At 42.6% G+C, this 13161-nt stretch carries 18 protein-coding genes; 15 read left to right on the top strand and 3 right to left on the bottom strand.

The genetic code is table 11. The annotated features are described in order from the left end of the window. Positions 1 to 2 precede the first annotated feature (2 nt). From B5F77_RS08600 to B5F77_RS08540, 13 genes are all read left to right on the top strand, one after another. The gene (locus B5F77_RS08600; protein ID WP_087329826.1) at positions 3 to 1076 is read left to right on the top strand and encodes a polysaccharide biosynthesis protein; all 1074 of its coding nucleotides are present in this window, start codon (positions 3 to 5) and stop codon (positions 1074 to 1076) included. A gap of 67 nt (positions 1077 to 1143) precedes the next feature. After that, positions 1144 to 1413, top strand: coding sequence for a DUF6364 family protein (locus B5F77_RS08595; RefSeq protein ID WP_087329824.1), 270 nt, complete (start codon positions 1144 to 1146; stop codon positions 1411 to 1413). A 96-nt stretch (positions 1414 to 1509) separates the two neighbouring features. Then, positions 1510 to 2658 (top strand): capsular polysaccharide biosynthesis protein CapF, encoded by a 1149-nt coding sequence (locus tag B5F77_RS08590; RefSeq protein WP_087329822.1) that lies wholly within the window; start codon positions 1510 to 1512, stop codon positions 2656 to 2658. A 56-nt stretch (positions 2659 to 2714) separates the two neighbouring features. Further along, the gene (locus tag B5F77_RS08585) at positions 2715 to 2960 is read left to right on the top strand and encodes a hypothetical protein (protein ID WP_087329820.1); all 246 of its coding nucleotides are present in this window, start codon (positions 2715 to 2717) and stop codon (positions 2958 to 2960) included. Then, positions 2951 to 3277 (top strand): type II toxin-antitoxin system RelE/ParE family toxin, encoded by a 327-nt coding sequence (locus tag B5F77_RS08580; protein ID WP_087329818.1) that lies wholly within the window; start codon positions 2951 to 2953, stop codon positions 3275 to 3277. The genes B5F77_RS08585 and B5F77_RS08580 overlap by 10 nt, the downstream gene beginning before the upstream one ends. Before the next feature lie 58 nt (positions 3278 to 3335). Next, on the top strand, positions 3336 to 4520 hold the full coding sequence (gene wecB / locus B5F77_RS08575) for a UDP-N-acetylglucosamine 2-epimerase (non-hydrolyzing) (RefSeq protein WP_087329816.1): 1185 nt from the start codon (positions 3336 to 3338) through the stop codon (positions 4518 to 4520). A 10-nt stretch (positions 4521 to 4530) separates the two neighbouring features. After that, entirely contained in the window at positions 4531 to 5742 is a 1212-nt protein-coding gene (locus tag B5F77_RS08570) for a glycosyltransferase family 4 protein (RefSeq protein ID WP_087329814.1), read from the top strand. 8 nt (positions 5743 to 5750) lie between these two features. Then, positions 5751 to 6743 (top strand): NAD-dependent epimerase/dehydratase family protein, encoded by a 993-nt coding sequence (locus B5F77_RS08565; protein ID WP_087329812.1) that lies wholly within the window; start codon positions 5751 to 5753, stop codon positions 6741 to 6743. A gap of 94 nt (positions 6744 to 6837) precedes the next feature. Next, positions 6838 to 7041 carry a hypothetical protein gene (locus tag B5F77_RS08560; RefSeq protein WP_087329810.1) on the top strand — a complete coding sequence of 68 codons (204 nt, stop codon included), beginning with the start codon at positions 6838 to 6840 and terminating at the stop codon, positions 7039 to 7041. Between the two features lie 138 nt (positions 7042 to 7179). After that, positions 7180 to 7881 (top strand): TIGR04255 family protein, encoded by a 702-nt coding sequence (locus B5F77_RS08555; protein ID WP_087329808.1) that lies wholly within the window; start codon positions 7180 to 7182, stop codon positions 7879 to 7881. Further along, on the top strand, positions 7881 to 8411 hold the full coding sequence (locus B5F77_RS08550; protein ID WP_087329806.1) for a hypothetical protein: 531 nt from the start codon (positions 7881 to 7883) through the stop codon (positions 8409 to 8411). Before B5F77_RS08555 ends, B5F77_RS08550 begins: the two co-directional genes overlap by 1 nt. Then, complete coding sequence (locus B5F77_RS08545; RefSeq protein ID WP_140392850.1) at positions 8398 to 8835, top strand: hypothetical protein; 438 nt, start codon at positions 8398 to 8400, stop codon at positions 8833 to 8835. The genes B5F77_RS08550 and B5F77_RS08545 overlap by 14 nt, the downstream gene beginning before the upstream one ends. A gap of 42 nt (positions 8836 to 8877) precedes the next feature. Next, a complete protein-coding gene (locus B5F77_RS08540) occupies positions 8878 to 9264 on the top strand; it encodes a WbuC family cupin fold metalloprotein (protein ID WP_087329874.1) in 387 nt (128 codons plus the stop codon). Between the two features lie 226 nt (positions 9265 to 9490). Here the strand turns inward: B5F77_RS08540 and B5F77_RS08535 are convergent, their stop codons facing one another. From B5F77_RS08535 to B5F77_RS08525, 3 genes are all read right to left on the bottom strand, one after another. Next, positions 9491 to 9793 carry a hypothetical protein gene (locus tag B5F77_RS08535; RefSeq protein WP_087329802.1) on the bottom strand — a complete coding sequence of 101 codons (303 nt, stop codon included), beginning with the start codon at positions 9791 to 9793 and terminating at the stop codon, positions 9491 to 9493. Then, the gene (locus B5F77_RS08530; protein WP_087329800.1) at positions 9780 to 10274 is read right to left on the bottom strand and encodes a glucosaminidase domain-containing protein; all 495 of its coding nucleotides are present in this window, start codon (positions 10272 to 10274) and stop codon (positions 9780 to 9782) included. The genes B5F77_RS08535 and B5F77_RS08530 overlap by 14 nt, the downstream gene beginning before the upstream one ends. Before the next feature lie 377 nt (positions 10275 to 10651). Further along, positions 10652 to 11083 (bottom strand): HU family DNA-binding protein, encoded by a 432-nt coding sequence (locus B5F77_RS08525; protein ID WP_087329798.1) that lies wholly within the window; start codon positions 11081 to 11083, stop codon positions 10652 to 10654. A 169-nt stretch (positions 11084 to 11252) separates the two neighbouring features. Here B5F77_RS08525 and B5F77_RS08520 point away from each other — a divergent pair, with 169 nt between their 5' ends. Together B5F77_RS08520 and B5F77_RS08515 are read left to right on the top strand one after the other, a co-directional pair. Beyond that, a complete protein-coding gene (locus B5F77_RS08520; RefSeq protein WP_087329796.1) occupies positions 11253 to 12545 on the top strand; it encodes an AAA family ATPase in 1293 nt (430 codons plus the stop codon). A 9-nt stretch (positions 12546 to 12554) separates the two neighbouring features. Next, positions 12555 to 13160: a hypothetical protein gene (locus tag B5F77_RS08515; RefSeq protein WP_087329794.1), complete on the top strand. Its 606-nt coding sequence runs from the start codon at positions 12555 to 12557 to the stop codon at positions 13158 to 13160. Position 13161 lies beyond the last annotated feature (1 nt).

Below are 13161 nucleotides of genomic sequence, written 5' to 3'. Positions count from 1 at the left end.
TTATGTCAATCTTCAAAGACAAAGTCCTCCTAATCACAGGAGGAACAGGTTCATTCGGAAATGCGGTGTTGCGGCGTTTCCTCAATTCCGATATCAAAGAGATTCGGATTTTTAGCCGGGATGAGAAGAAGCAGGATGATATGCGTCATGCGCTTCAAAGTCCGAAGGTGAAGTTTTATATTGGGAATGTGCGAAACAAGACATCGGTGGATGTGGCGATGCGGGGTGTGGACTATGTGTTTTCTGCAGCAGCTTTAAAGCAGGTACCGAGTTGTGAGTTCTTCCCGATGGAGGCGACACGTACCAATGTGTTGGGCACGGAGAATGTGTTGCTTTCGGCTATCGAACATGGGGTGAAGAACGTCGTGGTTCTTTCTACCGACAAGGCAGCTTACCCGATCAATGCGATGGGCATCTCGAAAGCGTTGATGGAGAAAGTAGCGATTGCGAAAGGACGCGAACTGGGCGAAGGGGCACAGACTACCATCTGTTGCACGCGCTATGGGAATGTGATGGCAAGTCGGGGGTCGGTGATTCCGCTTTGGGTGGAGCAGATGATGGATGGGAAACCGATTACGATTACCGATCCGAATATGACACGCTTTATGATGACGTTGGATGATGCGGTCGATTTGGTGGTTTATGCTTTCACGCATGGTCATAATGGTGATTTGTTTGTGCAGAAGGCTCCGGCTGCTACGTTGGAGACATTGGCGACAGCTTTGAAAGAAATCTATGCGAAAGTGGATCCGAAGTATGGTGAAACAGAAGTGAAAGTCATCGGAACACGGCATGGCGAGAAACTCTATGAGACGTTGGTTACACGCGAGGAGATGGTACGGGCTATCGATATGGGCAACTATTACCGGATTCCTTGTGACACACGCGATTTGAACTACGATAAGTTCTTTACGGAAGGCAACGAGGATGTGTCTCGTATAGAAGACTATCACAGCCACAACACGCGTCGGTTGGATGTAGAAGGCATGAAAGAACAGTTGATGCGTCTACGATTCATTCAGGCCGACTTGGGATTGATTGAGCGTGAGAAATCACGGGAGATACGAAGTGAGTGATATTTCTGTCAAAAAGATTGGATAGATTAGGATTTCTTTCTTTTTTTGCAAAAAAGTGAAAGGCCGTATGGAACAAATTGCTTTACATATAAATAGAAGCGTATTTCAGCGGGCATCTCTGTATGCAAAAGAGCAAGGTGTGGATTTATCTGCTGTTATAGAATCATTTTTGATGAAATGGGTCTCCAAACCTTCTTTAGAGGAAAAAATAAAGAATTTTCCTATTTCAAAGGAAGTGAAGTCTTTGGCTGGGCATTTACACATCGATGGTAATGCTATGGATTGGGATAAGGAAAGAGAACATTATTTAGCTGATAAGTACGGATTTATTATTTGATTACGCGGAACAAGAAAGATTTTTTAGGAGCAGATATGCCTATTCTAAGCCCATCCGAACTTTTGGCTATGATTCTTTAATTCAACAATTATTTTTATGAACATATTAGTAACCGGCGCCAAAGGGTTCGTCGGGAAGAATTTGGTGTCCCAATTGCGTAATATCCAGTTGGGAAAAGCAAAGAATTATTCCATTTCGGGAGAAGAAATAGAAGTCTTTGAATACGATGTGGATAATGACCCAGCGGAATTGGATGCCTATTGTAAAAAGGCTGATTTCGTTTTTAATTTGGCAGGCGTGAACCGTCCGAAAGACCCGGTTGAGTTTATGAAAGGGAATTTCGGGTTTGCTTCCACTTTGTTGGATACATTGAGGAAATATAATAATACTTGTCCGGTCATGATTTCTTCGTCGATTCAAGCCGAATGGGATAATCCATACGGGGAATCGAAGCGGGCTGGTGAAAACCTGTTGTTTGCGTATGCCAAGGAAACCGGAGCTAAAGTGTTGGTGTATCGATTCCCGAATCTGTTCGGGAAATGGTGCCGTCCGAATTATAACAGTGCGGTAGCAACCTTCTGTAACAATATCGCGAACGATTTGCCTATTCAGGTAAACGACCCTTCGGTGGTGATGAAGTTGGTGTATATTGATGATGTAGTGGATGAACTGATTGCGGCTTTGTCTGGACAAGAACATCGGGAAGGTGATTTTTGCGTGGTTCCGACGGTTCATACGATTACGTTAGGGGAAATCGTGGATTTACTTTATGCGTTCAAAGAAATGCCTAAGAATGAGGAAGTCCCGAATTTGGGCGATGCGTTTACGAAGAAGCTTTATTCGACCTATTTGTCTTATCTACCGAAAGAGAAGTTCTGTTATCCCTTGAAGATGAATGTGGATGATAGAGGAAGCTTTACCGAAATCATCCGTACGTCCGACCGGGGACAATTCTCCGTGAATATTTCGAAGCCGGGAATCACGAAGGGACAACACTGGCACCATACGAAGAACGAGAAGTTTGTGGTGGTAAGCGGTCATGGATTGATTCAGCTCCGGAAAATCGGGACGGATGAAGTAATCCGTTTTGAAGTAAGCGGTGAGAAGATGGAGGTAATAGAGATGATACCAGGGTATACACATAACATTATTAATCTTTCGGAAACGGAAGATTTGGTCACTTTTATTTGGTGCAACGAATGCTTTGATCCGAATCGTCCAGATACATATTGGGAGGAAGTTTAATAGAATATTCAAAGGAAATAGTTACTTTTGTAGTAAGATAATTCAAATTGCAGCGTATGATGACAATTGATTCATTAAAAGTAAATATTTTCCAAGAAGTTATGGGCATGACCCAAGAACAACTTCAGAAGGTGTATGATTATATTGCTACACTGGATTTGAAGAAAGAAAGAGAATATAGTATGTCGCCTGCATTGTTGGAGGCTGCATTAGACTATACGATGCATGTAGCAGAAGAGGATTCGTTATATACGACTGAAGAGGCTTTTGAACAAGTAGATAAACGATTAGGATGGAAATAGTTTGGACGGAATATGCAATTGACAGTTTGTTTTCTTTATTGTCTTTTGTGAAAAGTCAATGGGGAGAAGCAAAAGCATACGATGTCCGCATTCAGATTCAAAAGGAAGTCCTTTTGTTAGAACGTTATCCTTTGATAGGAACATGTTTGGGGGAGAAGACTACTTCTTTTGCAGGCATACGGACTTTAATTATTAAAAAGAAGAATAAAGTTTTTTATAGTGTAAAAGGAAATCGAGTGTATATTATTTTAGTTTGGGATGTTCGACAAGACCCCAAAGTTTTAGAGGCTCTTTTGAATCGATATTTGAATAAATAAATGGGGAAAATCCCATCCCTGTTTCCTTAACTATCTAATTCTAAAAACTAAATATAAAATCATCATGAATTTGAATTATTCAAACATTCAATTTCAGCAAAATGGAAAGCTGAAATTGTTGATTATTGTCGGCACACGTCCGGAGATTATCCGGTTGGCTGCTGTTATCAATAAATGTCGTCTATATTTTGATTGTATCTTGGCACATACGGGGCAGAATTACGATTACAATCTAAATGGCATATTCTTCAAAGATCTGAAGCTGAAAGATCCGGAAGTCTATATGGATGCCGTAGGAGACGATTTAGGAGCAACTGTCGGGAATATCATCCATTGTAGTTATAAATTGATGGTGCAAACAAAGCCGGATGCCTTGTTGATATTGGGCGATACCAATTCCTGCCTTTCGGCCATAGCAGCCAAGCGTTTGCATATTCCTATCTTCCACATGGAAGCCGGTAACCGTTGTAAAGACGAATGTCTGCCGGAAGAAACGAACCGCCGGATTGTAGATATCATCTCGGATGTGAATATGGCCTATTCCGAACATGCACGCCGTTATTTAGCCGAATGCGGTTTGCCGAAAGAACGGACGTATGTAACAGGTTCGCCGATGGCAGAAGTGATCCATGCGAATCTGAAAGAGATTGAAGCGTCCGCTATCTTAGCAAAACTGGGGCTGGAAAAAGGCAAATACATGTTGCTTTCTGCCCATCGGGAAGAGAATATCGATACGGAAAAGAACTTCCTTTCCCTGTTCAATGCGATTAATGCCATGGCGGAAAAGTACGATATGCCGATACTCTATTCTTGCCATCCGCGTTCGCGAAAACGATTGGAGCAAAGCGGATTTCAATTGGATAAGCGGGTGATTCGCCACGAACCGTTGGGATTCCATGATTATAATTGTCTGCAGATGAATGCCGCTGCTGTTATCTCGGATAGTGGAACGTTGCCAGAAGAGAGTTCTTTCTTCACTTCGATTGGCCATCCATTCCCGGCGGTTTGTATCCGTACCAGTACCGAACGTCCCGAAGCGTTAGACAAAGGTTGCTTTATCTTGGCTGGTATAGACACGACCTCCCTGTTGCAAGCTGTTGATACTGCCATCACAATGAACCAAAACGGTGATTATGGCATTCCGGTTCCCGATTATGTAGAAGAGAATGTCTCCACAAAGGTGGTTAAGATTATCCAGTCTTATACCGGGGTGGTGAACAAGATGGTTTGGAGGAAAAGTTAATCAAAAGGAAATGAAACGAATTTGGATTGTAACAGAACTTTTTTATCCAGAAGAAACATCTACGGCTTATATTTTAACCAAGATAGCTCAAAGGCTTACTGAAAAATATGATGTACATATTATTTGTGGCCCGAAAACATACGATAAAAATAGCTTGGTTGCCGAAAATTCTAAATCACAATTATTAAATAGCAATATAATCATACAAAGAGTATCTGATACAAAGTTAGATAAGAATAAATTATTATCAAGAATAATTCGCTTTATTATCCTTAGTTGGAAATTATCATATACTTTATGGAAGAATTTAGAGTCAAACGATTCTATTTTAATTGTAACAAATCCTGCTCCTTTGTTATTAATTATTTCTTTGATAAAGCGGATTCGGAAGAATAAACTGTACGTTTTAGTTCATGATGTCTTTCCGGAAAATACAATTCCTGCTAATATAATTACTTCTTCTGATTCGTTACTCTATAAAATCCTAAAAAAAGTATTTGATTTTGCATATCGCCAGGCTGATACTCTTATTGTTTTAGGACGAGATATGAAAGAAGTAATGAAAAAAAAGTTAGGTGCAAACAAGCGAAATACAGATATTCAAATTATTGAGAATTGGGCAGAAACAGATTATATTATGCCTAATAAAACTAAAAATTTGGATATGTTTTTGGCTAATCCCAAGATAGATGTACAATATGCTGGAAATATCGGACGTGTTCAAGGATTAATAAACTTTCTTCATATAATTAAGTCGATAGAAAATCCATGTTTGCGTTTTTCTTTTTGGGGGGAAGGAGCTTGTAAACAAGAAATGATGAAATATGTAGAAGAAAAGAAAATTCACAATGTATATTTCTTTAAGGGGTATACTCGTAATGAACAAAGTTCTGTTTTAAATAATTGTGATATTGCAATTGTTTTATTAGCAAAGGGAATGTATGGATTGGGTGTACCTTCGAAATCTTATAACATAATGGCTGCGGGAAAACCTATTTTATTCATAGGTGATACAAATAGTGAAATTGCACTAGAAATCAAAGATAATAAAATTGGCTTTTGTTTCGAATCTGAAGATAGTAAAGGAATCTGTTCTTTTTTTCAAAATTTAGGAGAGCAAAAATTGTCTTTATTATCTGAAATGGGGAAAAGAGCCAGATGTTTAGCGGAAGAAAAATATTCTGCACAAAAAATACTGGATAAATTTATGCAAGTTATATAATTAAAGAAATGAACATTACAATGATCGGTGCCAGCGGTTTCGTCGGAACGAGATTGTTGGACTTGTTAAAGGGAGATAGTAAATATGCGTTGAAGAATATAGATTTGCTTCCGAGCCATTTTTTTAATGAGTTGACGGAGATAGGTGACGTACGCAATCAGCAACAAATGGATAAGAAGCTGAAGGGGGCGGATATGGTGATTTTACTGGCGGCTCAACATCGGGATGATGTCTCTCCTGTTTCGTTGTATTATGATACAAATGTAGGCGGGATGGAAAAGACATTACGTGCAATGGAGAAGAACGGTGTCAAGCGGATTGTTTTCTTTTCGTCGGTGGCTGTATATGGGTTGAATAAGAAGAATCCGAATGAGGAGCATCCGAAAGATCCGTTCAATCATTATGGAAAATCGAAATGGCAAGCCGAACAGGTATTGCAGGAATGGTATAAGACACACTCGGATTGGAATATCAATATCATTCGTCCAACGGTTATCTTCGGAGAACGGAACAGAGGGAATGTGTATAATCTGTTGAAGCAGATAGCCAGTGGTAAGTTCTTGATGGTAGGCGATGGAAATAATAAGAAATCGATGGCGTATGTAGGGAATATCGTGGCTTTTGTAAAATACATGATTGAGCATTGTGCCACCGGTTACAATGTATTCAATTACATCGATAAGCCGGATTTCACGATGAATGAATTGGTAGCACATGTGGAGAGGGTATTACATAAACATATTCCGGCTACTCATTTCCCTTATTGGTTGGGGATGTTAGGGGGATATGGCTTTGATGTATTGGCAAAGATAACGGGAAAAAAACTAACGGTAAGTTCTGTGCGTGTGAAGAAGTTTTGTGCTACCACCGAATTTGACGCCAGTAAGGTACTTGCCTCTAGTTTCCAAGCTCCTTATTCATTAGGCGAAGGTTTAGCCCGTACCCTCGAATTCGAGTTTGTCCATCCGCGGACGGATGAGGTAACGTTTAAGACGGAGTAGGAACAAATAAAGAAAGGCCAGACAATATATATTTCGAGGTCTAAGTACTAATTATTGAAAGGAATTTATATTTGCAAGCAAAACAATAGAGTCAATGACGGCGAATGAGATATTGTCAGTATGGAATAAAGCCCGTAAAGTGGAAGGGTTGGATGATTCGATGTTTCGCAAGGATGCTTGTGGAGCGTTGATTATGTATGACAAATATGGCATGCAAAATCCTTTTGGATGGGAGATAGACCATATCTTTCCGAAATCATTGGGTGGTGATGATGACCTGTTGAAAACAATTATATAGGAACGCTTGAATTACCTACGATGATACAGCAAGAATATAGCGAGAAGAAAGTGATTTAAGTTTAGTGTAAATTAAACTCAAACGTTTGTGGAACTAATGGAAATGTGCTACTTTTGTCTTAAATAATAGGTGTAGGCCATGAATTTTGAACATATAGAGAGAAAGAAATACAGGCGTTCGTTCTTACAACAAGTAGAACTAATGGTTGAATATCCTCAGGTGAAAGACTTTGAAGATAAGTTGGATATTTTAATGGTTAGCTTCGAAGGACAAGGTGGTTTTTGGGAAAAAGGATATAAGAAACTTATATTTAAGTCCATAGATGCCTATTTTCGTCTTTTGATTACGAATAAGTTTATGGCAATACAAACAGATTGTCAAGGATATCGTGGGTTTGAAACTATGCTTTGCCTTTTTGATAATTGCCGTAGGATGTTAGATATTTTGTGTGAAGGGGATTTTTTGAAGGTTCAATTACGGAAGATCAATATCTTACCTTTTCAAAAAAAAGGGGAAGGTCCTTCTATTGAGATATTGAATGAAATGTTTTCAGATTCGCTTCGATGCACCCAGTTTGGAAAAAGCCAATTGGAACAAGAGGTGAAATCGTATTATACGGATTGTTGTTTTGAACATGAAAAAGGTACTATTTATCTGAAATATGGATTTGATTCCATGAGAGATAATGATCGGTATGTGTTTGTGGTATTAGATACGACTATGCTAAGTCGAGCTTGTGAGAAACAGAAAGCGCATGAGGTATTATCTCAGCTGAATGAAATATTGTTTGATGTTTTTCATTGGGCTGTCACCGACAACATCATAAAGGAGATGGAATAATGGCTTCAGAAGGGAAGTTTAGATTGGTTAATACGTTTGAGGGGTGTACTCCTTCTTCTTATAAAAAGAAGGGATATGGTGCAATCGTTTTAGCGGGTGTGGTTGCGTTGTCGAATCATATTGGAGAGGAAGAAAATATGTCTCCGGCTGGAGGAGATTACCAATATTATTTTGACGAGATACACGTAAATCAGCAAATTTTATTGAACTATTTGGCTCGATTGGGTGCGAATTGGGATGGTTATGGCGCAGAGCCTGTCCATTTGCAAGCTATTCAGAATACGACTTCTTTATTGCATAAATTGTCTGATTTACAACGAATGTCAATAGAAATTATGCCTACACATCATGGTGCTATTTTGTTGAAGTCCCAAACTTTTTCAGGCAATTTGTTAAAGTGTGAGATAGGTGACAAGCAAATGTCCTATTTTATACGTAGAAAAGGATATGAGACGCGTTATTTTTCGTTTGTGGATTGGAACGAAGAAAACTGTAAAAGTTTGGTGCAAGCTATAAATGATTTGGTGTAAAATGCAGGAGTTCCCCGTTTCATTGGATATTGAGAACGAAGAGTTACTTGCCAGGTGGGTGTTTTCTCCTCGTAATATAGACCCTTATACAGGTAAGTTGAAAGATAATTTTATATTCTTGCGCCAAGGAGAAAAAGGCATATCTTGTTATCGTTGCGACAAAGCGGGACGAGAAGCAACCATAGAGGCTGGTTTGAAATTTTGCAAAGAAGATAAATTGGTGGCATTGGCTACAGCTGGAGTTATTCGAAATATTGATTTAGAACATATTTCGATACTTGTCAGCAATCCTCATCATCCATTACATGTTGAAATTCGTTTTAAAATAGATGGTGTCTTGATGAAGGGTATTATCTATGATGCTTATGTCATGGATCTATTGGATCAGATAAAAGATGTTCTGTATTTGGAAAAAGTAAATTGAATCCCTATGTCTCCTAATTCCATACAACTTTTGCAAAGCGATATGCTATTCAATAACGAACTGATGGATACTTTGCTGGCCCAGGCGAAAGTTTCGCCTCGTTTGCGTCAGCACTTTGATTTGCGTACGTCCGCTTCGGATACCTCCCAGCGGATGTTGAATGCGCTTTGGCCGGGTACGGAAGTGCCGGTGCATCGGCATGAAGAGACCGCGGAGACGGTGGTTTGCCTGCGGGGAAAACTGGAGGAGGTGTTGTATGAAGCCGTACAGGAGGGGGGCGAACAGACGTTTCGGGAGGTATCCCGCCAGCTGTTGTCTCCGCAGGAGGGGTTGTATGGGATGCAGATTCCGGCGGACGTATGGCATACCGTCCATGTACTGGAGCCGTCTGTTATCTTTGAGGCTAAAGACGGGGCCTATAAACCGTGATTCTTTCGGGTTCCGCGTCCTGAAATGGAGGTGTATCCTAATGGGTATATAGCACACAGATAACACGGATTAGACAGATAACCACAGATTTATTTAATTATAAATTAATAAAAAAGAATCTGTGGTTATCTGTTCAATCAGTGTCTGTGTGCCATTTCCTATTTTGACACAGCCCTCTATGCTGCCGGTCGAAGCGAAGCGAGGCCTACAACTACATATCCTCTTTTTACCCTAACAACAACCGGTACCAGTACCCTGCCATTCCGCTTACGATCAGTGCGTAACCGGCGAGGGTGTTCCAGCGGGCGGTGTTCCGGGCGGCATATCCTTCGTGAGGAGAGCGAGGAGCGTTCCGACGGTAGCTAAGGCTACTTCCTGCATTCCCTTCAGGATCGAAAGGAGGGAGAGGAGGCTCAGGCACAGTATCACGAGGAGTTTCATCCGAGGCGGCGGGTTGGCGTTTGCGGCGCGGCCGGAAGATGCGGGCGATGAGTTTAAAAATACGGAGAATGATTTCAATGATTTTCATGTGTGATTAAACTGTTTGTTTTTTTGTGGGATATTAACGCAGCTACCTGCTTCTCTATCTTGCGGCAGAGGCGGATGAGGAGCGAACGGTAGGCTTCGCGGTTATCGCCGTTTACTTCACTGATGTAACGGCTGCATGAGATGGCCCGGGCGAAGGCGGCCGGCTGGAAACTCTGGTCGGCGGCTTTGCGGTAGGCTGTACGGAGCAAATGGGCATAGTCCATAAAGGAATCGGCAGCCGAGGCATAGACACGGAATTTCAGGCTGTGGGGACCCAGTTCGGCTGTGTTCCCTTTCCACCACGTGTTGGTTTTGCCATATCCCGTGATGCCAAAGAAATTGCGATACTCGTGTGCCAGCGTGCTTTGTCCCCATCCGCTCTCGATGGCCGATTGGGCCAAGATGACAACCGGATTGATGCGGAAGGCCTCTCCGGCTTGGCAGGCGAGCGAATAATAGGTAGAAATAAATGTTTTTTGCATGATGCATAACGGATTAGATAACTTTTTAAGTTTTGTTTGAATCGTATGAACCGTAGGCCGTCATACCGTTGGCCTCTCGGAGGCAGAGGCTGTATAGCCGCAGGTCTCGCAGGGGCTTCGACCCGCGGCTAAGCATATTGGGTCAGCTTCGCTGCCCGGGAGCGTCATACTGTTGGCCTCGAAGAGGTTGAAGAAGTATAGCCGCAGGCCTCGCAGGGGCTTCGACCCGCGGCTAAGCATATTGGGTCAGCGTTGCTTCCCGTGAGCGTCATACCGTTGGCCTCGAAGAGGTCGAATGTACATAGCCGAGGGTCGTAGCGCAGCGCGGCCTTCGGTTTGGATCGAATGCGACAGCTTCGCTGCTCGGGACCTGCGGTTCAGACCGTTTCTTCCTCCTCTTCCAGTGCCGCATCTTTCTTCGGCGTAAAGCGCTCAAAGGTAATGTTCTTGGTGCTGCCGATAAGCATAGTACCAGGATAGAAGACGATGCGGGGGCGTTTGAAGAGGGAGGTGTCGAAGTCTTCGGCATTGATGCATCCCCGGCTGCCCGCGACCATGCGGAAGCTGCCAAATTCGCCCAAATGGACCGATTCGCCCTCCGTCAGGGCGTCGTTCATGACCTTCATCAGTCCGTCCAGGACCAACAGGATATCTCCCCGGCTGGCCGTACAGAGCCGTTCGATGCGGGTGCAAATCTGGTTAATTTTCAGTTGTTTGGTGACGCTGGTCTGGCCGTAATACAGCTTAGCGTCCGGACTTGCCCCTGTAGACATGTCCTTGCGTTTGACTAACGTGTAGATTAATGACATAGGCTTTTGTTGTTTGTTTGATAGTACAAAGGTAGGGTGTGTAGACAGGGCCGGAAACAGATAGCGTCGGTTAGCCACAGTTATAGCAGATAAACATAGAAAAGGGGAGCATCGAAGGGGAATGTGAGGGGAAATATGTATCTTTGCGCTAAGAAATGAGACGTATGGTATGCGGTTTGTGCTAAAAAATATAAATAAAGTGCAGGAAGCCGATATTTTGTTGAAAGGGCTGACTGTCATAGCCGGAGAGAATGATTCGGGTAAAAGTACGGTGGGGAAGTTGTTGTTCTCGACTATCAAGGCATTGGCTGATACGGATGTGCGCACAGATGCCAAACGGGATGCGTTGTTGCAAAAACATGTGCATTCGTTGTTTAGCAGATTGCCTTGGTCGTTATGGAATAAAGGGCGGTCTTCTAATTTATTTCCGTTAAACCCAGATGATTTCGTAAAGGGGATGCAACAGGCTTCCTCTTTGAAAGACTTCTTGCAATTGCGTATCGAGGCCATTGATGCGGATGAGAAAGTAACTCCTCGTCTTCGTTCTTTACTGTTGTCTGATATTGAAAATATCCGGATTTGCATGGAGGAGAGCCAAAACCGAAGTGCGGCGTTGGCGACAGAAATCCAATATTTCATCGAATCGGAGTTTATGAATAAAATCTGTTCGTACCATACGGAGGGCTCTTGCGTGAAGTTTTGCATGGATGAGGGGGAGGCCGAGTTGAGTTATTCGATTCGAGACGACCAAGTGCTTAAAGAGACGGTGCAGGTATCGGATGGAGAGTATTTGCAGGATGCAACTTACGTAGAATCTCCGCTGTATGTGCATTTGTTGGATACGCTCTTGTTTGCTTCTACGTACCGGGAAATGGAGCAGGGAAAATTCTTTCGTTCGATGGTTCCTATCCATATCAAAGATTTGGCGAGCAAATTGGATATGATGAAATTTACTTTATCGGGCCAGAAGCGTTTGCCGATTGCGGAAGAGGTACAGGATGTCGTAGGGGGGCATTTCTCGTATGACGCGCAAAGCCGGAGTTTGTGTTTCTCGAAAGACGGTCTCTCTTTTTCTCCGATAAACATTGCTTCGGGCATCAAGAGTTTTGGTGTCATCCAAATGTTGTTAGACACGAACGCCATCAATGGAAACAAGATATTGATTTGGGACGAACCGGAGAACCATTTGCATCCCCGTTGGCAGATTGAATTTGCCAAAGTGTTGGTCCAGTTGGCCCAGTCGGGCATTCCCATCGTGATTAGTTCGCATAGTCCCTATTTCATCCAGGGAGTCCGTTACTTTTCCGTCAAGTACCGGATGGAGAAATTTGTGAACTATTATTTGGCAAATCCATCCGGAGGTTTGGTTTCGATGGAAAATGTGTCGAGCGATTTGAATCGCATTTTTGTGAAACTGGCGGAGCCGTTGAATGAAATCATGAATGTGGATGAACTTCGTTGAGCGGATGATATGGAGATAACGGCAAAGGTTTTGTATGAAGGCATCAAAAACAGGTACGAGGGAATCGAAACGACGATTTGCCAGTTGCATAAACCCTGTTCGGAGAGGAGACGGTGCGGAGCGGCTTCGGTGACGCCTGTATTGGATTTTGATGCGGTGGAACGGAGATTTCATGCTCATGCGGATAGTCCGTCGCCTTCCGTGGATGCGGTGGCCTATTCGGAGAGGAACCTTTTCTGTTTTGTGGAAATAAAGGGTTGGAATGAGTTCCTGTATAATCCGCATCGGCCTGAGCCGGTTTCGGAGCAAGCGATAGCAACGCAAGTCCGGAAATATGATTTGAAAGGCAAATTGATGAATAGCATGCGTATATGCTTGGATATAAATTCGATTTCGAGTTTTGGAGAGGTTGAGGTGGTGTTTGTCGTGGTGACAGATATTGATGTGCGGACGGCACCATTGGAATCTTTAGCCGCTAATTTAGGCATGTTGGCCACGACTTCGTCCCGTTGGGAGGAGGTATGTAATCAGTATATGCAGCGCGTATTGCATCAGACCGGAGATATCCGCAAGTGGTATATCTCTTGTCGAGATTGGGACACCCAATGGAAATAAC

The organism is Parabacteroides sp. An277, assembly GCF_002159645.1.
Classification (GTDB): domain Bacteria; phylum Bacteroidota; class Bacteroidia; order Bacteroidales; family Tannerellaceae; genus Parabacteroides.
This window is presented reverse-complemented; position numbering and strand designations above follow the sequence as displayed.

Excerpts from the sequence above, each read along its gene's own strand:
- B5F77_RS08600 (WP_087329826.1), top strand. The coding sequence starts at position 3 with ATGTCAATCTTCAAAGACAAAGTCCTCCTAATCACAGGAGGAACAGGT.
- B5F77_RS08595 (WP_087329824.1), top strand. The coding sequence starts at position 1,144 with ATGGAACAAATTGCTTTACATATAAATAGAAGCGTATTTCAGCGGGCA.
- B5F77_RS08590 (WP_087329822.1), top strand. The coding sequence starts at position 1,510 with ATGAACATATTAGTAACCGGCGCCAAAGGGTTCGTCGGGAAGAATTTG.
- B5F77_RS08585 (WP_087329820.1), top strand. The coding sequence starts at position 2,715 with ATGATGACAATTGATTCATTAAAAGTAAATATTTTCCAAGAAGTTATG.
- B5F77_RS08580 (WP_087329818.1), top strand. The coding sequence starts at position 2,951 with ATGGAAATAGTTTGGACGGAATATGCAATTGACAGTTTGTTTTCTTTA.
- B5F77_RS08570 (WP_087329814.1), top strand. The coding sequence starts at position 4,531 with ATGAAACGAATTTGGATTGTAACAGAACTTTTTTATCCAGAAGAAACA.
- B5F77_RS08565 (WP_087329812.1), top strand. The coding sequence starts at position 5,751 with ATGAACATTACAATGATCGGTGCCAGCGGTTTCGTCGGAACGAGATTG.
- B5F77_RS08560 (WP_087329810.1), top strand. The coding sequence starts at position 6,838 with ATGACGGCGAATGAGATATTGTCAGTATGGAATAAAGCCCGTAAAGTG.
- B5F77_RS08555 (WP_087329808.1), top strand. The coding sequence starts at position 7,180 with ATGAATTTTGAACATATAGAGAGAAAGAAATACAGGCGTTCGTTCTTA.
- B5F77_RS08550 (WP_087329806.1), top strand. The coding sequence starts at position 7,881 with ATGGCTTCAGAAGGGAAGTTTAGATTGGTTAATACGTTTGAGGGGTGT.
- B5F77_RS08545 (WP_140392850.1), top strand. The coding sequence starts at position 8,398 with ATGATTTGGTGTAAAATGCAGGAGTTCCCCGTTTCATTGGATATTGAG.
- B5F77_RS08540 (WP_087329874.1), top strand. The coding sequence starts at position 8,878 with ATGCTATTCAATAACGAACTGATGGATACTTTGCTGGCCCAGGCGAAA.
- B5F77_RS08535 (WP_087329802.1), bottom strand. The coding sequence starts at position 9,793 with ATGAAAATCATTGAAATCATTCTCCGTATTTTTAAACTCATCGCCCGC.
- B5F77_RS08530 (WP_087329800.1), bottom strand. The coding sequence starts at position 10,274 with ATGCAAAAAACATTTATTTCTACCTATTATTCGCTCGCCTGCCAAGCC.
- B5F77_RS08525 (WP_087329798.1), bottom strand. The coding sequence starts at position 11,083 with ATGTCATTAATCTACACGTTAGTCAAACGCAAGGACATGTCTACAGGG.
- B5F77_RS08520 (WP_087329796.1), top strand. The coding sequence starts at position 11,253 with ATGCGGTTTGTGCTAAAAAATATAAATAAAGTGCAGGAAGCCGATATT.
- B5F77_RS08515 (WP_087329794.1), top strand. The coding sequence starts at position 12,555 with ATGGAGATAACGGCAAAGGTTTTGTATGAAGGCATCAAAAACAGGTAC.